The organism is Anaerozeibacter quisquiliarum (genome assembly GCF_051162045.1).
In the GTDB taxonomy this organism is placed as follows: Bacteria; Bacillota; Clostridia; order Christensenellales; family Aristaeellaceae; genus Anaerozeibacter; species Anaerozeibacter quisquiliarum.
In genome coordinates, this window is record NZ_JBISDI010000015.1 from 17,723 (window position 1) to 36,861 (window position 19,139).

A 19,139-nucleotide genomic window follows, 5' to 3' on the forward strand; every position below is an offset into this window, starting at 1 on the left:
TCTGGCATGGATGGTCTGATTGTTAAAGGCGTGGGCGGGTTCTACTATGTGATCGATGAAGGCGGGCGCACGCACACGCTGCGCGCGCAGGGCAAGCTTCGCCGCCAGAGGATCACGCCGCTGGTGGGCGACCGGGTGTCGTTTGAAGCGGGCGAGGGCGAGGCGCACGGCTGGCTGAACGCGGTGCGCGAGCGCAAGAACAGCCTGATTCGACCGCCGGTCGCCAACATCGACCGGTTGGTCATCACGCTGGCGGCGGTTAAGCCCAGCCCCGACCTCTTGCTGGCCGACCGACTGCTGATGCTGTGCCGTCTCTCCGGCATCGAGCCGGTGCTGGCGATCAACAAGCGCGATCAGGACGGGCGAGCCGCCGAGGAACTGGCCGCCGAGTACGCGGGTGCGGGCGCGCATATCGCGATGGTGTCGGCCGAGGACGGCGGCGGCGTGGACGAGCTGCGCGCGCTGCTCCGCGGCACGGTGCACGCATTCGGCGGGCAGTCGGGCGTGGGCAAGTCCACGCTCATCAACGCGCTCTACGGCCTGACGCTGTCGACCGGCGACCTGTCCGATAAAACGGAGCGCGGCAAGCACACCACCCGCCACACCGAGCTGATCGCGGTTGAGGGCGGCGGCATGGTGCTGGACACGCCCGGCTTCAGCCTGCTGGAGCTGGATCTCGCCCCGCCGCTCACGCTCAAGGATCTGTATCCGGAGTTCGCGCCCTATGAGGGCCTGTGCCGGTTCAGCCCTTGCGCGCATGTCGAAGAGCCCGACTGCGCGGTGTGCCGGGCGGCCCGCGAGGGCCTGATCGCGCGCGCGCGCTACGAGCGCTACGCGGAACTGTACGAGACGATGAACGAAAGGTGGAGGGAACGCTATGATTAAATTCGCGCCGTCGATTCTGTCGGCCAACTTTTTGAAGCTAAACGAGGGGATCGCTCTGGCCGAGCGCGCCGGAGCCGACTACCTGCACTTCGATGTGATGGACGGCGCCTTTGTGCCAAACATCTCGTTCGGGTTTCCGGTCTTGCAGGCGGTGTCGTCGGGTACACAGTTGCCCTGCGACGTGCACCTGATGATCGAGCGCCCGGAGCGCTACATCGAGCGCTTCGCCAAAGCGGGCGCGCGCATAATCACCGTGCACCAAGAGTCCACCATGCATCTGCAGCGGGTACTCCAGCAGATTCGCGGCTGCGGCTGCCTGGCCGGCGTGGCGCTCAACCCGGCCACGCCGCCCGAGGCGCTCAAATACGTGCTGCATGATTTCGATCTGGCGCTGGTCATGACGGTCAACCCCGGCTTCGGCGGGCAGAGCCTGATCCCGGCCGCGGTCAAGAAGATCGGCGATTTGAAGCGGATGCTCGATGAAGCGGGCGCTCGGGCCGAAATCGAGGTAGACGGCAACGTGACGCTCGACACCGCCCCCAAGATGATCCGCCAAGGCGCGACCGTGCTGGTCGCGGGCAGCGCGTTCTACGGCAGTTCCGATCCGGTGGGTTTTGTGAACAGGTTGAAAGCGCTTTAATCAAAGGTCAACAAATCATGCGCCACCGGCGCGTAGAACAGCGCGCGCACCTGCGCGGCATCCCGCGTTTGAGGGAGAATCCACATCAGTTTCGTGACTACGGCCTCGAGCGTCATGTTGTAGGCCTCGAGCACGCCGCCCTGTCCGAGCACGCGGCCGCCCACCTGATACTTGGGCAGGTCGCTGCCCTCATGGGGCACCTGCGTGGTCATGACCACCGGCTTACCGTCAGAAAGCCAGCGCCCGCAGGCCGACAGGAAGGCCTCGTCGCCGTAAGCGGGCAGTCCGCCCACGCCGAAGCTCTCGATTACCAGCGCGCGCCCGCGCTCGCGCAGGTAGTCGAGCAGCCCTGCGTCCATACCGGGGATCAGCTTGACCACCGACACGCGCTCGTCGAGCGAGTCAAAGAAAGCGACCCCCTCACGCGGCTTCGGCTCGTTGATATAGCGCAGGATACGCCCGTCCTGAATCACGGCCAGCTCCGGGTAGTCGATGCTGCGGAAAGCGTCGAAGCTCTTGGTGCGCATCTTGCGCGCGCGCGGCCCCGCGATCACGCGCCCATCGAACACCAGCACAACCCCATGCGAGCGGTCGTCCGCCGCGTAGCGGAAGGCGCTGATAAGGTTGATGCGCGCGTCGGTGTTGAGCGTGGAGATCGACTGCTGCGAGCCGGTCAGCACCACGGGCACGCCGGTGCGCTGGATCAGGTAAGTCAGGGCGGCGGCGGTGTAGGCCATGGTATCGGTGCCGTGGGTAATCACGAACCCGTCGTAATCGCCATAGTGCGCCTGAACGCAGCCGGCCATCGCGAGCCAGTCGGCCGGGCGGATGTTGGTGGAGTCGATGTTCATCAGAGCGACCGCGCGCACCTCGCACAGCTCGGCGATTTCGGGCACGTGGGCGAGCAGCTGTTCGGGCGCGAGGGCAGGGAAGAGCCCCTGGCTCGAGGGGACCGAAGCGATGGTGCCGCCGGTGGCGATCAGGAGAATTCTCTTCATTCGCGATCTTCCTTCTTTTCAACCCGTTTTTCCCGCAGCACCACGCTGCGCGCGGCCTGTCGGCGTCGGTCGTCGGCCATGGCGGCGTAGTGGCGGCGGGTGGTGTTGACATCGGCATGGCCGAGCACGTCGGCCACCAGGTAGATGTCGCCGGTCTCGCCGTACAGATTGGTGCCAAAGGTTGCGCGCAGTTTGTGCGGGCTCATGCGCTTCTTGAGCGGGGCGATCAGCAGAGCGTACTTTTTGACCATGTTTTCGACCGCGCGTACGCCCATGCGCCTTTGCTGGATCGACAGGAACAAGGCCGATTCATGGCCCGGCAGCGGCGTTACATTGGCGCGCCAGGCGAGGTAGCGCCGCATCTGATCCTCGACCTCCTCGGGCATGTACAGGATCACCTGATGCCCGCCCTTGCGGGTAATCAGGAAACCGCCTGTCTCAAGGTCGATGTCCTCGACATTGAGCCCCACGCACTCGCTGACGCGGATGCCGGTGCCGAGGAACAGCGTCAGCATGGTCAAATCGCGCATCCGCGTGATCTCGTGGAACTTTTTCTGGCGCTCGCTCAGCGCCGAACCCTGCTCGGCCATGTCCAATAACCGCGCCACCTCGTCGATCTCCAGCCGCAAAATGGGCTTCTGACGGCGCTTGGGCATGTCAACCAACGCGCTTATATCGGCGGGCACCTTGTCATTTTTGAATAAGTATTTGTAAAATGAACGTAAAGCAGAAAGCTTGCGCATCTTGCCGGCCTCGCTGTTGACGAACTCGGCGTCCTGCTCATTTTGGTAGTAAGTCAAGTATTCCATGAACTGCGCCAGGTGGTCGGCGCTGATTTCGGCCAGCCGCTCGCTCGTCCAATCATCGGCGGACAGAGCGCCGAAGGCCGGAATCTCGCTTTTCAAAAAATGGAAGAACAGCCGCAAATCGCGCGCATACCCAAGCCGCGTCAGCGGCGTGGTGGTGGGCTCGATGGCGACCAAGAACTGCCCGCAAACGCGCGGCAACTCGCGCGCGGTCTGGCGGACGAGCTGCACACACTCACGCGTCAGCTGTTCGCGGTAGGACAAATGCTCAGCCAAGGAAGAACCTCCCAATACTCTTGCTATTGTATTTATTATAGCGATGCGCGAAGCGCGAGCCCCAAAAAAACCCAGCAGGCGATGCGCGAAGCGCGAGCCCCAAAAACCCCAAGGCAATGCGCGAAGCGCGAGCCCCAAAAACCCCAAGGCAATGCGCGAAGCGCGAGCCCCAAAAACCCCAAGGCAATGCGCGAAGCGCGAGCCCCAAAAACCCCAAGGCAATGCGCGAAGCGCGAGCCCCCGCGACCTTGTCGTCACCCCAAACGGGCGCCCAGCTTTTGCGAAAGCGGAGCGAAGCGAAGCGGTAGATTGAGGGGATTTGCGCGCCTTCCAGGCGCGAATCCCCTCAATCTATTCGCAAAAGCTGTCTTTTGCGAATAGATTCGGGTGCGAGGAAGGGCCTCACTTCCTACTCCCCCGTACCCTCGCCCTCGATGATCTCATCGATTTCGACGGCCAGGTAATCGGCGTCGCTCTTGATGCAGCGCATGCAGTTATCGCAAACCTTATCCGGGTCCAAGTCGCAGCGGCTGCATTCGCCGCATTCATTGCACACCATGGTTTCATCCAGTACGCACAAGCGTCGCATTCAAAAATCCTCCCGATTCAGGCAAAGGCACGGGCCGGCGTGGGCGGCGCTTTGCGATACGCCCCAGACGGCCCCTGCATTAGTATACCGCCCGGCTCGTGCGATGTCAATTCCCCCTGCGTGTAAAGGGCCAAACGCCGGGCCGGTGCCGCGCGGGGCCTCTCCCCTGTGCGCCTTTGCGTGTTAATTGATGGTGAATTATCGCCATTCACGCCAAACAGGACAAACGGACGTTTGCCAAACGTCCTTGTTTGTGCTATACTGGCTGCATATACGGGGAGGTTGATGCATATGCGTACGCGCGGGCGCGGCTTGGAAAATCAGGGCAAGATCCTGGAATTCATCAAGCAGGAGATCGAACAGCGGGGCTATCCCCCGTCGGTGCGCGAAATCGGCAAGGCGGTGGGGCTGAAGTCGACCGCCACGGTGCACGGGCATCTCAACGAGCTCGAGCGGCAGGGCTATATCCGGCGCGACGCCACCAAGCCGCGCGCGATGGAGGTGCTCGACAATCCGCGCGGGCGCGCGGTGCCGCTCTTGGGCAAGGTGACGGCGGGGCTGCCCATCCTGGCGCAGGAGAACATCGAGGACTACCTGGTGCTGCCGCAGCACATGAGCGCGCGCGGCGACGACCTGTTCGCGCTGCGCGTCGAAGGCGAGAGCATGATCGACGCCGGTATCCTGAGCGGCGACATCGTGGTGGTGCGCAAGCAGCCCGATGCCGAGAACGGCGACATCGTGGTGGCCATGATCGAGGACGAGGCCACGGTCAAGCGCATCTATTTTGAGAAAAAGCGCGTTCGGCTGCAGCCCGAGAACCGCCACATGGAGCCGATCTATGCCGAAGAAGTGACGGTGCTCGGGCGCGTGGCGGCGTTGTTCAGGTTATTTTAGCGCTTCCACCGCGCTCTCGATCGCGGTGTAGCCGTGGGCATACGTTAAACCGCCTTGCAGGTAGCCGATGTAGGGCGTGCGGATCGGCGCATCGGCGCTGAGCTCGATCGACGCGCCGGCCACGAAGGTGCCGGCGGCCATGATGACCTCGTCCTCGTAACCGGGCATGGCCCAGGGCTCGGGTATGGCCTCGCTGTCGACCGGCGAGGCTTTTTGAATCGACCGCACGAACGCGATCAGCCTGTCGGGCTCGCCAAACTTGATGGCCTCGATGATGTCGCCGCGCGGCGCGTCGTAGGCCGGGTGTACCTCGTAACCGAGCTTTGCGAACACCCGCGCGGCCAGCACGGCCGTCTTGACCGCCTGCATCGTCACGTGCGGGGCCAAGAACAGCCCCTGGTAGAACGGCAGGTAGCCACCGACGTAGGAGCCCACCTCCGCGCCGATGCCCGGGCTGGTCAGGCGGTAACCCACGAGCTCGACGGCCTCCTTGCGGCCCGCGATGTACCCGCCGGTCGGGGCCAGCCCTCCCCCGGGGTTCTTGATCAGCGAGCCCGCGATCAGGTCGGCGGCGGGCTCGCTTGTTTGTGTGAACTCGCCGTAGCAATTGTCCACCATGACCCATGCGTTCGGGCGCGCCGCGCGGATCGCTCGCGCGGCCTCGTCGATCTCGGCGACCGACAGCGAGCGCCGCCAGTCGTAGCCGCGCGAGCGCTGGATCAGCACCAGCCGCGCGGCATCGTCCATCTGCGCGAGCACCGCGGGCACGTCGATGCGGCCGTCCTCAAGCTCTACCTGGCGGTACTCTATGCCATATTCGAGCAGCGAGCCCTGGCCGGGCGTGCCCTCGGTGCCGATCACCTGGCGCATCGTGTCGTAGGGCGCGCCGGTGGCCGACACCAGCACATCGCCCGGTCGCAGCACCCCCTGCAGGCACAGCGCCAGCGCGTGGGTGCCCGAGGCGATTTGGGGGCGCACCAGCGCCGCCTCACAGCCCATCACGTCGGCAAATATCTCGCACAGCGCCTCGCGCCCGATGTCGTCGTAACCGTAGCCGGTCGTGGGCGCGAAGTGGCGCGCCGACACGCGCCGGCGCTGGAGGGCGGCGAGCACCTTGCGCGTGTTCTGCCGCTCCACCTCGAACAGCTTTTCAAAGACCGGTTCGCAGTCCCGTGCGCAGCGCGCGACGAAGTCGCGCGTCGCCGGGCTGATTTCACCCAACTGAATGCCCATTCACTTGAAGCCTTTCCTTTATTTCCCGGGCAATATCCTGGGCTGAGCGTTCCTCAGCCGGCACCCATTGTACGCGCGGGTCGGCGTAAAACCAGGTCAGCTGGCGTTTGGCGTAGCGGCGCGTGCCTTGCTGGATCAGGCCGACCGCCTCGTCCAGCGTGATGAAACCCTCGCGCGCCCGGATCAGCTCCTTGTAGCCGATCGCCTGCATCGCGGTGGCCGTCATGGGCACGCCGGCCGCAATCAGCGCGTCCACCTCGGCGGGCAGCCCGAGGTGCATCATTTCCATGACGCGCCGGTCGATGCGCTCGTACAGCGTAGCGCGCGGCCAGTCAGGCGCGAACAGCAGCCCCCGGTAGTCGCCCTCGCGTTCGCGGTCAAGCGCCGCGCGCTCGCCCGCCGTGCGCCCGGTCAGTTGATGCGCCTCGATCGCCCGGATCACCCGCCGCACGTCGTTTTCGTGCAGCCGCGCGGCGCGGTCGGGATCGATTGCGCGCAGCCGGTCGTGCAGGATGCGCCGACCACCCGGGCCGTCCGCCACCGCCTGCAGCGCCTGCCGAAGCGCTTCGTCGCCCGGCTCGGCAAAGCCGAGCGGCCTGGTGAGCGCGTTGACGTACAGCCCGGTGCCGCCGCACAGCACCGGTATCCGTCCGCGCGCGCGAATGTCCTCGATCACCGGAATCGCGCGCGCACGGTATGCCGCCGCCGAGAACGACTCCGATGGGTCCAGGATATTCAATAAATGATGCGCAACACCGCCCATTTCAGCCTCGGTCGGCGTCGCGGTGCCCACGTCCATGCCGCGGTACAACTGCATCGAGTCGCAGGACACCACCTCGCCCCCGATGAGCCTGCACAGCTCGACCGCGACGGCGCTCTTGCCCGACGCGGTCGGGCCGCAGATGACGATCAGATTACTGCTGACGTTTGAACATCCTCTCCAGTTCGTTTTGCGTAAGCACGCGCAGCACCGGCCGGCCGTGCGGGCAGGTCGCGGGCGAGCGCGTGTCCTCCATCGCTTGAAGCAGCGCCTCGATCTCGTCTGTACTCAGCCGGTCGCCGCCCTTGACCGCGTGCTTGCAGGCCATCTGAATCAGCTCGCCCTTGCGCCGGTCGCGCGCGGCGTATTTGAGCTGGTCGAGCCGCGATACCATCTCGAGGAAGAAGGCGGGCACGTCGGCCTTGCCCAAGATGAACGGCACCGCGCGCACCGCCAGCGCGCGCTCGCCGAACGGCTCCGCCTCGAACCCGGCCTCGGCAAGCAAATCTATGTTTTCCTGCACCAGCGCGATCTCGCGCGGCGAGGCCGGCACCACCGCCGGGGTCAGCAGCGGCTGAGACGCGCCCGGCCCGTCGAGGCGCGGGGCGTATTGCTCGTACAGGATGCGCTCGTGCGCCGCGTGCTGGTCGATCAGGATCAGGCTGCCCTTCGCCTCCACCAGCAGGTAGGTGTCGAGCGCCACGCCGATCACCCGGTACCGGGGCGCGCCGGTCTCTTCGGGCGGGGGCACCGCGGAGAGCTGCTCCGCCTGTTGGGCAACCGGCTCCGGGCGCGACGGTACCTGAGACACGGTCATCGGCCAGGCGCGCGCCGCCTCGTTCAGCCGCAAATCGCGCGGGGCGAGCGGCGGGGCCTCAGCCGGCGCGGGGGCGGGCGGAGAATATCCGCCCCGGCCCTCGGGGTTGCGCGACGCTCCAAACGTCTCGACTTCGGTCTGTCTGGCGTAGGCTCGAACCTGCTTGGCATCGACTTCGGTCTGTTCGCCGGGCACCTCGACGCGCTCGATCTTTAGCGTCGACGGCTGGATCAGCGGCTCCGCGCGGCGGGTGGCGGCCTCGACGTCGAGCAGGCGCTCGCCCTCGAACGCGCGGCGCAGCATCTGATCGACGGCTGCGCGCACGCCCGCCTCGTCGCGGAAGCGCACCTCGAGCTTGTTGGGGTGGACGTTGACGTCGACCGCGTGGGGCGGCAACTGAAGGCTTAACATGGCCATCGGGTGCATGCCGATCGTCACGCGCCCGGCGCACGCGGCCCCAAGCGCCTGCGAGAGCAGCGGACACTTGACCACGCGCGCGTTGATGAAGAAGTACTGGGCGGAGCGGGTGGGGCGCGCGCAGTCGCCCACGCCGACCAGCCCCGATATGCGCAGCGCCCCCTCCATCTGATCGACGTCGGTCAGCGCGGCCGCCACTTCCTTGCCGTATACCGCCAGCGCCGCGTGGCGCAGGTTGCCGTCGCCGAACGAATGCAGCGTGGTCTTGCCGTTTGCGATCAGCCGCACCGCCACGCCGGGATTGGCCAGCGCCAGCGCCGCCACCGCCTCGGAAACCGCGGCCGCTTCGTAAGCCGGCTTCTTGAGAAACGCGCGGCGCGCGGGCACATTGTAGAACAGATCTTCCACCGTGACCGTGGTGCCCTCGGGGCAGCCGGCCTCGTCGAGCGACACAAAACGCCCGCCCTCGACTCGGAGCTTCGCGCCGCTGGCGGCGGCGCGGCGGCGCGTCACGCAGCCGACCTTGGCGACCGCCGCGATCGACGGCAGCGCCTCGCCGCGAAAGCCCAGCGTGCGCACGTCCATCAAATCGGAAGCGTCCATAAGCTTGCTGGTGGCGTGGTTTTCAAACGCCAGCCGCACCTCCTCGGGCGCGATCCCATGTCCGTTGTCGGTCACGCGCAGGTACTCGATGCCGCCGCCGCGCAGCTCGACCGTGATCGAGGTCGCCCCGGCGTCGAGCGCGTTCTCCATCAGCTCCTTGCAGGCGCTGCCGGGCCGCTCCACCACCTCGCCCGCCGCGATCCGCCCGACCGTGGCGGCGTCCAATATCCGAATGCCCATTTTATACCCTTCTCGCCTTTTCGACCAGCGTGTACAGCATATTCAGCGCGTCCACCGGCGTCAGCGCCATCACGTCCACTTTTTTGAGCTCCTCGGCCAGCTCCGCCGCGCCGTAGTCGTTGAGCCGGATCTGACGGTCGCCCGCATTCTTGCGCTTGTCGAGGATGCTGCGTCCGATCGAACCGCCCAACTCGCCCTCCACCTCGAGCCGGGCCATGATCTGCCGCGCGCGCGCGATCAGCGAAGAGGGCAGGCCCGCCAGCGAGGCCACCGCCACGCCGAAGCTGCGGTCGGCGCCGCCCGGCACGATCTTGCGCAGGAAGATCACATCCTCCCCCTGCTCGCGCGCGGTGATCCGGTAGTTGGCCACGCCGTCCAGCCGCCCTTCGAGCTCGCTCAACTCGTGGTAGTGGGTGGCAAACAGCGTCTTGGCGCGCTTTCCCGCGATGTGCTCCACCGCCGCCCAGGCGATCGACAGCCCGTCAAACGTGCTGGTGCCGCGCCCCACCTCGTCCAAAATCAACAGACTCCGGTCGGTCATGTGCTTTAGGATGTTCGCCATCTCGGTCATCTCGACCATGAAGGTCGACTGGCCGCCGTAGAGGTCGTCCGACGCGCCGATCCGCGTGAAGATGCGGTCGACGATCGGCAGCCGCGCCGTGCGGGCGGGCACGAACGAGCCCACCTGCGCCATCAGCGCGATCAGCGCCACCTGGCGCATGTAAGTGCTCTTGCCCGCCATGTTGGGCCCGGTGATGATCATGAGCCGGCTTTCGTCCGTTATGCGCGTGTCGTTGGGCACGAACCGCTCGCGCCCGATCGCCTGTTCGACGACCGGGTGCCGGCCGTCCTCGATCTCGATCGGGCCGTCCTCATGGATATCCGGGCGCACATAGTCGTTTTCGAGCGCGGCCTGCGCGAGCGATAGCAGTGCGTCGAGCGTCTTCAAGCCCTGGGCGGTCGCCTGCAGGCCGGGCAGCGCCTCCTTGAGCCGGGAGCGTATCGCGGAAAACAGCTCGTACTCGAGGCGCATCGCCTGATCGTCGGCCCCGAGCACCGTCTTCTCGATCTCCTTGAGCTCCTGCGTCACGAACCGCTCGCAGCCCGCCAGCGTCTGCTTGCGCACGTAGCGGTAGGGCACCAGATCGTAGAACGAGCGGGTCACCTCGATGTAATAGCCGAACACCCGGTTGAAACCGATCTTGAGGTTCTTGATGCCGGTCTCGTCGCGCTCCTGCTGCTCGAGCTGGGCGATCCAGTTCTTGCCGTCGGTAGCCGCCGAGCGCAGGCGGTCGAGCCTCTCTTCGTACCCGGCGCGGAAGATGCCGCCCTCCTTGACCGACACGGGTGCGTCAGGCGAAATGGCGCGGTCGAGCAGCGCGACCAACGCTTCCATCGGGTCGAGCAGCGCGTCGACGGCGCTGAGCGCGCCCGCGTCCATGTCCCGCAGCAGGTCCTTCACGTAGGGCACGGCCGACAGCGAGCGGGCCAGCGACAGGCATTCGCGGGGGGTAACGCTGTCGTAGGCGATGCGCGACAGCAGCCGTTCGACGTCGTACACACCTCGCAGCTGCTCGCGCAGCGACTCGGCCCCGATCGCGTTGCCCTTGAGGTGCGCGACCGCGTCCAGCCGCGCCTCGATCTCCGCTTTATCGAGCAACGGCTGCTCGATCCAGCTGCGCAGCATGCGCCCGCCCATCGCGGTGACCGTCTTGTCGAGGGTCCACAAAAGCGACCCCTTGCGGGTGCGCGCGCGCCCGGCCTCGACGAGTTCCAGGCTCGTCGAGGCCGCGCGGTCGATCGTCATGTAGCGCGCGCTTTCAAAGCGCTTGATCTTAAGGATGTGGCCGAGCGCGTTCTTTTGCGTGTCGGTCAGGTAGCGCATCAGCGCGCCCGCGGCCTCGACGAGCAGCTTCTCGCCCTTAAGGCCCGGCGAGCCTGTTTCGAGCGCCGCGAAGTGCGCATTGAGCGCCGCGAGCGCGTTTTTGTAGACAAAGGAACCGGGATCGCCCTCGGTGACCGGGCAGCCGATCTGCGCGCTGATGCCCATGAGCTGCGCCCGGCTTGCGACCAGCAGTTCGCGCGGGTTCAGCCGCGACAGTTCCTCGGCCAGCCTGTTTTTTATGGAGGCGATCGGGTAGACCCAGAACTCGCCGGTGGACAGGTCGCAGAACGCCGCGCCCGCGCGGTCGCCCTTGATCGACAGGCACAGGATGTAGCTGGGCTCGCGGTCCTCAAGCATGCTCTGCTCGATTACGGTGCCAGGCGTCACCACGCGGGTGACGGCGCGCTCCACCAGCCCCTTGCCGTCCGGATCGGTCATCTGCTCGCAGATGGCGACCTTGTACCCCTTCTGGATCAACCGACCGAGGTAGGTATCGACCGCGTGGTAGGGCACGCCGCACATCGGGGCGCGCTCCGCCAACCCGCAGTCTTTGCCGGTCAGCGTCAGTTCGAGTTCGCGGGAAGTAAGCACGGCGTCCTCGAAGAACATCTCGTAGAAGTCGCCCAGCCGGAAGAACAGGATGGCGTCCTTGTGTTCCTCCTTGATCGTAAGGTACTGCTGCATCATCGGCGTGATGGCCATCGCTTGTGCCTCCCTCTTGTGCGGCCAACGGGACGGGTCGATGCGGGCATCGGCCCCTACGGAATTTGCGGCCTTAATTCAAATGATGCTGATGCCCGCAGCCGCCGCAAGAGCCGCACGAGCCGCCGCAGCCATCGCCTTCGGACTCGGACTGGTCGTTCATTTCGCCGGTCACGATGAAGCGCAGCACGCTGTTCACCTGCTCGATCAGGTTAGAGAACGACTCGCGCGCCTCGTTGAGCTTTGCGATGTCAGGAAGCGACTGCAGCTTCTCCTGGTAGGCGTCCATCTGCTCCGACAGCGCTTTGAGCTGCTCGCTGTCGGCGTTCTCCTGCTCGAGCAGTTCCTGGATGCGGTTTCTGCATTCAATGAAGCGGCCCATGTTCAGCGCCGCCTCGGGGTTCTTCATGGCGACTGCCTCGGCTTCCTTCATCTGCTGAAATTCGCTGCTGAGCAGCAGCGCCTCGCCGAGTTCCCGGGTCTTCAAAAACACCTGATTCATGATGGCCTCCTAAGATTTTTGATCCGCCAACTCCCCGCGCAGCGTGTTGCGCCCGGCGGAGGTGATGACTACGTCCACAAATTGCCCTTCGAGCGCGGTATTTCCCGGGAAATTGACCATGTGGCCGCGGCCGGTCTTGCCGCACATGAAGGCTTGATCGCGCTGCGACGCGCCCTCGACCAGCACCGTCTGGCGCGTGCCCACGAGCCCCCCCAGCACCTCGCCGCCGATCGACTGCTGGAGCGCGATCAGCCGCTCGATGCGCAGCGTCTTTTGCTCGGGCGGCGTTGGGTCGGGCATGTCGGCCGCCGCGGTGCCGGTTCTCGGCGAGTAGATGAAGGTGAACGCCGCGTCGAAGCGCACCTCGCGCACCAAGGACATCGTGTCCTCGAACTGCGCCTCGGTCTCGCCCGGGAAGCCCACGATGATGTCGCTGGTCAGCCCCACATCCGGGCACACGGCGCGCAGCTTCCCGACCAGATCGAGATAGCGTTCCCGCGTATACCCCCGGTTCATCAAGGACAGAATCCGGTCGTTTCCGGCCTGCACCGGCAGGTGCAGTTGAGGGGCCAGGCGCTTAAGCTCGCCGTAGGCCGCGATGACCTCGTCCGACAAATCCTTCGGGTGGGAGGTCATGAAGCGGATGCGCGGCACGCCGAGCGCGTCGAGCCGGTACAGCAGCTCGGCGAACGCGCGCCCGCCGCCGCCGTAGGAATTGACGTTCTGGCCGAGCAGCGTGATCTCCTTTACGCCCGCGTCCAGCAGCCCCTTCGCCTCGTCCAGTATGTCGTCCACCCGCCGCGAGCGCTCCCGGCCGCGCACATAGGGCACGATGCAGTAGGAGCAGAAGTTGTTGCAGCCCTGCATGATCGACAGAAACGCGCTGTGGCGATTGGAGCGCGCGGCGGGCAAGCCCTCGACGATCGCGCCCTCGGGCAGCACCTCGGCGATCGGCGCTCGCTCGCTCAGCGCGCGGTGGAGCAGCTCCGGGAACCTATAAAGATTGTGGGTGCCGAACATCAGGTCGATGAACGGGTACTGTTTCTTCAGCCGCTCGGCCATGCCGGCTTCCTGCATCATGCAGCCGCCGACCGCGATCATCAGCTCGGGTTTGTCCTTCTTGAGCTCCTTGAGCCAGATCACATTGCCCAGCGCCTTGTTTTCGGCGTTTTCGCGCACGCAGCAGGTGTTGTACAGGATCAGGTCGGCGTCCTCGCGCGACGCGCAGGCCTCATAGCCCATCTGATCCAGCATGCCGGAAAGCGATTCGGAATCACGCACGTTCATCTGACAGCCCATCGTCACGATCATGTATCTGCACCCGGCGGGCACGATCGCGCGCACGCTGTCCATGTATGCGCGCTGCTCGTCCAACTGCTCGCGGGCGATGACCGGGGGATCACTTCGTTTCATGATTTTCTCCTGTCCGTTTGCGCGCCTTATGCGCCTGTCCGTTGACCACCCGGCCGCTGCCCTGGCAGGTCGGGCAGGTCTCGGTCAGGATCGTGTGCAGCGGCTGGTGTACCTTCTTGCGCGTCATTTCGACCAAGCCCAGGCCGGTCAGCCCCACCAGGTTGGTCTTGGTGCGGTCGCGCTTCAGCGCCTGGGCGAAATGGGCGAGCAGCGCTTCGCGGTGCTCGTCCAAGTCCATGTCGATGAAGTCGATCACGATGATGCCGCCGATGTCGCGCAGCCGAAGCTGGCGCGCGATCTCGGAGGCCGCCTCGCGGTTGATCTCAAACACCGTATCCGACAGCGTCTTCCTGCCCACATACCGACCGGTGTTCACGTCGATCACGGTCAGCGCCTCGGCGTAGTCGAACACCAGGTACCCGCCGCTTTTGAGCCATACCTTGCGCCCCAGCGCCTTTTCCGTCTGCGCGTCTATGCGGTGGGCTTCGAACAGCGGATACGAATCCGAATGCGGTCTGATCTTGGCGGGCAACTCATCCGACAGCATCGCGGCGTGCGCGCGCGCCGCCGTAAGCGCCGATTCACCGTCCACCGTCAGCGATTCCACGTCCGGCAGCAGCATGTCGCGCACCGCGCGATGCGTGAGCGACAAATCGCGGTGGACAAGGCTGGGCGCGATCGCGTATCGGGCGCGCTCCACGATCGAATCCCACAGCCGGACCAGGTAGGCGATGTCGCGCGCGAGCGCTTCCTCGCCCGCGCCGTCCGCCGCGGTGCGCACGATCAGCCCCATGCCTTGGGGTTTCAGCCGCTCTGCCAGCGCGCGCAGCCGGTCGCGCTCGGCGGGCGACTCGATGCGCCGCGACACCCCGACGTAGCTCAGCGTGGGCAGCAGCACCGCCATGCGCCCCGGCAGCGTGGCGTTCATCGACAGGCGCGGGCCCTTATCCCCGCCCGGCTCCTTGACCACCTGCACCAGCACTTCCTGGCCGGGCCGGATCAGCTTGCTGATCGACTGCCCGGAGAGCGCCTGCTCCAGCGCCGCGGCGTCCGGCCCGAGGCTTCGCCTGTCGAGCTGTATGTCGCCCGCGTACAAAAAACCGTTCTTGGAAAGGCCGATGTCCACGAACGCCGCCTGCATACCCGGCAGCACGTTCATCGCCCGCCCGAGGTACAGATTGCCCACGAGCTTTTCGCGGCCCTCGCGCTCGACGTATAGCTCCGACAGAGAGCCGTCCTCGAGCAGTGCCAGTCGGGTCTGGCCCGCGCGCGATTCGAGCAGCAATTGCTTCATGCGCCGTCCACCCCTTCGAGGCTGAACAGGTCGACCGGCCGGCCCTGTCCGTCTGCGGCCAGCAGCGCGGTGCGGTGGATGCGGGCGGCGGGGGGCGCGACCCCCGCGCGCTCGGCCAGCACCTTGAGCAGCAGGTCGGGCTTGAGCGTGGCGCGCTCGGTCAGCATCAGCCGCATCGAGAAGTCGTATCCCTCCTCGGTTCTATGCGTTTCGACAGAAACCGACATCGGTCGGATATCGGTCGGTTTCTCGCCCGACTTGGTTTTACGCAGCGCGACGACCTCGCGCTCGGCCAGATACCCGGGCAACGCCGCGGCGACCTCGTCCGCGCCTTCCCCGGCAACGGACACCCGATAATCGGCCATATTCAGGCGCGCCATCAGCGCCGGGTGGCGGTCGTCCACCAGACGGACCGCGTACAGCGGCAAATCGGGCGGAAGCGCCGCGCGCATTTGCCCGAACGCGAAATCCTCGTCGATTGGCTTATCCATCTTGATGTCCATCAGCTCGCACTCGCTGGTCCAGCCCATCGCCAGCGCCGACGCGAACGATAACAGCGGGTGCGGGTTGAAGCCCTGCGAGTAGGCCACGGGCAATTGGGTGCGCCGAAGCGCCATCTGCATAAAGCGCTGTAGATCCAGGTGCGACACGCACATCAGCCGCCGCGCCTTGCCGAACCGATAGATGGCCCTCATACGCACGCCCCCTCGTAGCGGTTCATACCGCAGCCCACGCAATGAAGCCGACAGTCGGGCGTGACCTCGGCGCGCTGCGCGCGCGCCCATTCGACGCGCAAAAAGGCTTCGGTTACCCCGGCGTCCAAGTGGCTCCAGGGGAACACCTCGCCCACTTGCCGCTCGCGCTCGGCGTAGAACAGCGGATCGAGCCCCGTTTCTTCGAACGCCCGCATCCACAGGTCGAACCGGAATTGGTCGCTCCAACCGTCGAAACGGCAGCCCAATTGCCAGGCCCGTTCGAGTGCCGAGCCCAGCCGCCGGTCGCCCCGCGCAAACACCGCTTCGACCAGGCTCAAATCGGGCGCGTGGTACTTGAACTCCACGCCCTTGATACTTTTCAGCTGTGCCCTGAGCCGCTGCTGGCGCGCGATCACCGCCTCGCGGTCGAGCTGGCCCGACCACTGGAACGGGGTGAACGGCTTGGGCACGAACACCGACGCGCTCACGGTGATCCGAAGACCCGGCGCGCGCTCGGCCTTGGGCCGGGCAAAGTAGCAGCGCTGCACCTTGCGCGCGAGGTCGGCGATGCCGTCCACGTCCTCGTCGGTCTCGGTGGGCAGGCCCAGCATGAAGTACAGTTTCACCTGCGACCAGCCCGCCTCGAACGCGTCATTCACCGCGCGCAGCAGGTCGTCCTCGGTCACGCCCTTGTTTATCACGTCGCGCAGCCGCTGCGTACCGGCCTCGGGGGCCAGCGTCAGCGCGGTCTTGCGCACCTTCTGCGTCTCCTTGAGCGCGTCCTTGACCACCGAGTCGATGCGCAGCGAGGGCAGCGACACCTTGACGCGCCGGTCGTGGAACTTCTCAATCATGTCGCGCGCCAGCTCCGGCAGGCAGGAATAGTCGCCGCTCGACAGGCTCATCAGCGAGATTTCGTCGTAGCCGGTCGCATTCACCAGCCGTTCGGCCATCTTAAGCAGCTGCTCGCGGCCTCGCTCGCGCACCGGGCGGTAGATCATGCCGGCCTGACAGAATCGGCAGCCGCGCGTGCACCCGCGGAAGATTTCGAGCATGATGCGGTTGTGCACCACGTCGCCGTAGGGCACGACCAGCCCCTCGGGATAAACGGCGGCGTTCAAGTCGGTCACCAGCGCCTTCTTGACCTGCGCGGGCGCGTTGGAACCGCTCTTGGGCGAAATCGCCTTTATGGTGCCGTCCTCATGATAGGAAACGTCGTAGAGCGAGGGCACGTACACCCCCTGGATCTGTGCCGCCTGCCTCAGATATTCGCTTCGGGGCGCGCCCGACGCCTTCCACGCCTTGTAGACGTCGATCGTCTCAAGCGTCGACTGCTCGCCGTCGCCCAGCACGAACAGATCGACGAAGTCGGCGAGCGGCTCGGGGTTGAATGCACACGGGCCGCCGCAGATCACGAACGGGCCGTCCGCGCGCTCGGCTGCCCTCGGCGCAATGCCGGACAGCGACAGCGCCGACAGGATGTTGGTATAGCTCATTTCATACTGGAGCGTGATGCCCAATAGATCGAATTCCTTTACCGGCGTGCGCGACTCAAGCGAAAAAAGCGGCACCCCCGCCTCGCGCATCGCGTCCTCCATATCCACCCAGGGCGAGAACACCCGCTCGCACCAGGCGTCGTCCCGCCGGTTGATCGCGTCGTACAGGATCTTCATCCCGAGGTGGGACATGCCGACCTCGTAGGTGTCGGGAAACAAAAATGCGTACCGCACGTCCACCGCGCGCGCATCCTTTATCACAGCGCCAAACTCCGCGCCCATGTAGCGCACCGGTTTTTCCACCCGCATCAACAGCGCGTCGATTCGATCGGAAAGGTTCAAAGCACCGTCCTCCTTATGGGATAAACCATTTTATTATACCACGCCTTCCCTATGCAAACAAGCGCGCCGCCGAACATGATATTTAAGATTTCTGGAGGCGCGTCCTTGTCGGGTTTTACATAATCTTTTTGAACACTTTGATCTACGGGATTGACAGTTGCGGCCAATTCCCCTACAATAATATCAAATTTGTGCAGGATTTCGAATTCTATCCTGCATAATTCACTCAACGGAGAGGGGACAACTGCACATGCCGTACGTTCAGGAAGTTCTTCAGGATCTGATCCGCCGCAATCCGGGCGAGGTGGAATTCCACCAAGCCGCTACCGAGGTGCTCGAGTCGCTCGAATCGGTCGTCGATGTGAACCCGCTCTACCGCAAGCACGGCATCCTCGAGCGAATGGTCGAGCCCGACCGCGTGATCCTGTTTCGGGTGCCCTGGGTAGACGACGGCGGCGCGGTACGCGTGAACAAGGGGTATCGCGTGCAGTACAACAACGCGATCGGCCCGTACAAGGGCGGCCTTCGGCTGCACCCCTCGGTCAACCTGAGCATACTCAAGTTCTTGGGCTTCGAACAGACCTTCAAGAACAGCCTGACGGGCCTGCCGATCGGCGGCGGCAAGGGCGGTTGCGACTTTGACCCCAAGGGCAAGTCGGACCGCGAGGTGATGGCGTTCTGCCAGAGCTTCATGACCGAGCTCTACAAATATCTGGGCGCGGACGTGGACGTGCCGGCGGGCGACATCGGCACCGGCGCGCGCGAGATCGGCTTCCTCTACGGCCAATACAAGCGCATCACGGGCCTGTACGAGGGCGTGCTGACCGGCAAGGGCCTCACCTACGGCGGCTCGCTCGCGCGCAAGGAGGCCACCGGCTACGGTCTGGTCTACCTGATGAACGAGATGCTGGGCGCGCGCGGCATGAGCCTGAAAGGCAAGCGCGTCGTGGTGTCGGGTTCGGGCAATGTGGCGATCTACGCCGCCGAGAAGGCCGCGCAGCACGGCGCGATCGTGGTGGCGATGTGCGATTCCACCGGCTGGATCTACGACGCCCGGGGCGTCGACCTCGACGCCGTGAAAGAAATCAAGGAAGTCAACCGCGGCCGGCTGTCGGCCTATGCTTCCTACCGCCCGCAGGCCGAGTACCACGAGGACGGCTCGATCTGGGACGTGGCCTGCGACGTGGCGCTGCCCTGCGCCACTCAGAACGAGCTGCGCCTGAACCACGCCGAGGCGCTGATTAAAAACGGCGTCGTCGCGGTCGGCGAGGGGGCCAATATGCCCACTACGCCCGACGCCGCGCACGCCTTCCTCAAGGCCGGCGTGCTTTTCGCGCCCGGCAAGGCCGCCAACGCCGGCGGCGTGGCCACGAGCGCGCTCGAAATGAGCCAGAACAGCCTGCGGCTGAGCTGGACGTTCGAGGAGGTCGATCAGCGCCTCAAGGGCATCATGGCGGGCATCTACCGCCAGATGAGCGCCGCGGCCGAAAAGTACGGCCATAAGGACAACTTCATCGTGGGCGCGAACATCGCGGGCTTTACCAAGGTGGCCGACTCGATGGTCGCCCACGGGGTGGTATAGTTTCCACAACGCCGCATTCCCATCGCAGGGAACAGTCTGCGAGCGGTGTTGACGCGTTCATCCATAAGGG

General features: G+C 65.4%; 16 protein-coding genes. 4 read left to right on the forward strand and 12 right to left on the reverse strand.

Annotated features, from left to right (window positions below; translation table 11 throughout):
• Positions 1–6: 6 nt before the first annotated feature.
• Both rsgA and rpe read left to right on the forward strand, forming a co-directional pair.
• Positions 7–885 carry a ribosome small subunit-dependent GTPase A gene (gene rsgA / locus ACH6CV_RS08390; RefSeq protein WP_456357732.1) on the forward strand — a complete coding sequence of 293 codons (879 nt, stop codon included), beginning with the start codon at positions 7–9 and terminating at the stop codon, positions 883–885.
• Positions 878–1,525 (forward strand): ribulose-phosphate 3-epimerase, encoded by a 648-nt coding sequence (rpe, locus tag ACH6CV_RS08395; protein WP_456357733.1) that lies wholly within the window; start codon positions 878–880, stop codon positions 1,523–1,525. Before rsgA ends, rpe begins: the two co-directional genes overlap by 8 nt.
• On the opposite strand, the gene ACH6CV_RS08400 is transcribed toward rpe, so the two are convergent.
• From ACH6CV_RS08400 to ACH6CV_RS08410, 3 genes are all read right to left on the reverse strand, one after another.
• Positions 1,522–2,523 (reverse strand): asparaginase, encoded by a 1,002-nt coding sequence (locus ACH6CV_RS08400; RefSeq protein ID WP_456357734.1) that lies wholly within the window; start codon positions 2,521–2,523, stop codon positions 1,522–1,524. The two genes, rpe and ACH6CV_RS08400, sit on opposite strands and share 4 nt — an antisense overlap.
• Entirely contained in the window at positions 2,520–3,605 is a 1,086-nt protein-coding gene (locus ACH6CV_RS08405) for a tyrosine-type recombinase/integrase (RefSeq protein WP_456357735.1), read from the reverse strand. Before ACH6CV_RS08405 ends, ACH6CV_RS08400 begins: the two co-directional genes overlap by 4 nt.
• Before the next feature lie 409 nt (positions 3,606–4,014).
• Positions 4,015–4,194: a hypothetical protein gene (locus ACH6CV_RS08410; protein WP_456357736.1), complete on the reverse strand. Its 180-nt coding sequence runs from the start codon at positions 4,192–4,194 to the stop codon at positions 4,015–4,017.
• A gap of 291 nt (positions 4,195–4,485) precedes the next feature.
• Here ACH6CV_RS08410 and lexA point away from each other — a divergent pair, with 291 nt between their 5' ends.
• Positions 4,486–5,088 (forward strand): transcriptional repressor LexA, encoded by a 603-nt coding sequence (gene lexA, locus ACH6CV_RS08415; RefSeq protein ID WP_456357737.1) that lies wholly within the window; start codon positions 4,486–4,488, stop codon positions 5,086–5,088.
• Here the strand turns inward: lexA and ACH6CV_RS08420 are convergent.
• The 9 genes from ACH6CV_RS08420 to ACH6CV_RS08460 all read right to left on the reverse strand — a co-directional run bounded on the left by ACH6CV_RS08420 (position 5,080) and on the right by ACH6CV_RS08460 (position 17,454).
• On the reverse strand, positions 5,080–6,321 hold the full coding sequence (locus tag ACH6CV_RS08420; RefSeq protein ID WP_456357738.1) for a methionine gamma-lyase family protein: 1,242 nt from the start codon (positions 6,319–6,321) through the stop codon (positions 5,080–5,082). The genes lexA and ACH6CV_RS08420 overlap by 9 nt on opposite strands.
• Complete coding sequence (gene miaA / locus ACH6CV_RS08425; RefSeq protein WP_456357782.1) at positions 6,302–7,234, reverse strand: tRNA (adenosine(37)-N6)-dimethylallyltransferase MiaA; 933 nt, start codon at positions 7,232–7,234, stop codon at positions 6,302–6,304. Before miaA ends, ACH6CV_RS08420 begins: the two co-directional genes overlap by 20 nt.
• Position 7,235: 1 nt before the next feature.
• Complete coding sequence (gene mutL, locus ACH6CV_RS08430) at positions 7,236–9,158, reverse strand: DNA mismatch repair endonuclease MutL (protein ID WP_456357739.1); 1,923 nt, start codon at positions 9,156–9,158, stop codon at positions 7,236–7,238.
• 1 nt (position 9,159) lies between these two features.
• Entirely contained in the window at positions 9,160–11,745 is a 2,586-nt protein-coding gene (gene mutS, locus ACH6CV_RS08435; protein WP_456357740.1) for a DNA mismatch repair protein MutS, read from the reverse strand.
• A 73-nt stretch (positions 11,746–11,818) separates the two neighbouring features.
• Positions 11,819–12,247 (reverse strand): YlbF family regulator, encoded by a 429-nt coding sequence (locus ACH6CV_RS08440; protein WP_456357741.1) that lies wholly within the window; start codon positions 12,245–12,247, stop codon positions 11,819–11,821.
• Between the two features lie 9 nt (positions 12,248–12,256).
• Complete coding sequence (gene miaB, locus ACH6CV_RS08445) at positions 12,257–13,600, reverse strand: tRNA (N6-isopentenyl adenosine(37)-C2)-methylthiotransferase MiaB (RefSeq protein WP_456357783.1); 1,344 nt, start codon at positions 13,598–13,600, stop codon at positions 12,257–12,259.
• A 46-nt stretch (positions 13,601–13,646) separates the two neighbouring features.
• The gene (locus ACH6CV_RS08450) at positions 13,647–14,954 is read right to left on the reverse strand and encodes an Rne/Rng family ribonuclease (RefSeq protein WP_456357742.1); all 1,308 of its coding nucleotides are present in this window, start codon (positions 14,952–14,954) and stop codon (positions 13,647–13,649) included.
• Complete coding sequence (locus ACH6CV_RS08455; RefSeq protein WP_456357743.1) at positions 14,951–15,649, reverse strand: TIGR03936 family radical SAM-associated protein; 699 nt, start codon at positions 15,647–15,649, stop codon at positions 14,951–14,953. The genes ACH6CV_RS08450 and ACH6CV_RS08455 overlap by 4 nt, the downstream gene beginning before the upstream one ends.
• Positions 15,646–17,454 (reverse strand): TIGR03960 family B12-binding radical SAM protein, encoded by a 1,809-nt coding sequence (locus tag ACH6CV_RS08460; protein WP_456357784.1) that lies wholly within the window; start codon positions 17,452–17,454, stop codon positions 15,646–15,648. Before ACH6CV_RS08460 ends, ACH6CV_RS08455 begins: the two co-directional genes overlap by 4 nt.
• A 283-nt stretch (positions 17,455–17,737) precedes the next feature.
• On the opposite strand from ACH6CV_RS08460, the gene gdhA reads away from it, so the two are divergent.
• Complete coding sequence (gene gdhA, locus ACH6CV_RS08465) at positions 17,738–19,069, forward strand: NADP-specific glutamate dehydrogenase (RefSeq protein WP_456357744.1); 1,332 nt, start codon at positions 17,738–17,740, stop codon at positions 19,067–19,069.
• Positions 19,070–19,139: the final 70 nt, after the last annotated feature.

What these genes read in the sequence shown, in the direction of transcription:
- ACH6CV_RS08455 (WP_456357743.1), bottom strand. Translation starts at nt 15,649, where the DNA reads ATGAGGGCCATCTATCGGTTCGGCAAGGCGCGGCGGCTGATGTGCGTG.
- rpe (WP_456357733.1), top strand. Translation starts at nt 878, where the DNA reads ATGATTAAATTCGCGCCGTCGATTCTGTCGGCCAACTTTTTGAAGCTA.
- mutS (WP_456357740.1), bottom strand. Translation starts at nt 11,745, where the DNA reads ATGGCCATCACGCCGATGATGCAGCAGTACCTTACGATCAAGGAGGAA.
- rsgA (WP_456357732.1), top strand. Translation starts at nt 7, where the DNA reads ATGGATGGTCTGATTGTTAAAGGCGTGGGCGGGTTCTACTATGTGATC.
- mutL (WP_456357739.1), bottom strand. Translation starts at nt 9,158, where the DNA reads ATGGGCATTCGGATATTGGACGCCGCCACGGTCGGGCGGATCGCGGCG.
- ACH6CV_RS08450 (WP_456357742.1), bottom strand. Translation starts at nt 14,954, where the DNA reads ATGAAGCAATTGCTGCTCGAATCGCGCGCGGGCCAGACCCGACTGGCA.
- ACH6CV_RS08400 (WP_456357734.1), bottom strand. Translation starts at nt 2,523, where the DNA reads ATGAAGAGAATTCTCCTGATCGCCACCGGCGGCACCATCGCTTCGGTC.
- ACH6CV_RS08410 (WP_456357736.1), bottom strand. Translation starts at nt 4,194, where the DNA reads ATGCGACGCTTGTGCGTACTGGATGAAACCATGGTGTGCAATGAATGC.
- miaB (WP_456357783.1), bottom strand. Translation starts at nt 13,600, where the DNA reads ATGGACAGCGTGCGCGCGATCGTGCCCGCCGGGTGCAGATACATGATC.
- ACH6CV_RS08460 (WP_456357784.1), bottom strand. Translation starts at nt 17,454, where the DNA reads ATGCGGGTGGAAAAACCGGTGCGCTACATGGGCGCGGAGTTTGGCGCT.
- ACH6CV_RS08440 (WP_456357741.1), bottom strand. Translation starts at nt 12,247, where the DNA reads ATGAATCAGGTGTTTTTGAAGACCCGGGAACTCGGCGAGGCGCTGCTG.
- gdhA (WP_456357744.1), top strand. Translation starts at nt 17,738, where the DNA reads ATGCCGTACGTTCAGGAAGTTCTTCAGGATCTGATCCGCCGCAATCCG.
- lexA (WP_456357737.1), top strand. Translation starts at nt 4,486, where the DNA reads ATGCGTACGCGCGGGCGCGGCTTGGAAAATCAGGGCAAGATCCTGGAA.
- ACH6CV_RS08420 (WP_456357738.1), bottom strand. Translation starts at nt 6,321, where the DNA reads ATGGGCATTCAGTTGGGTGAAATCAGCCCGGCGACGCGCGACTTCGTC.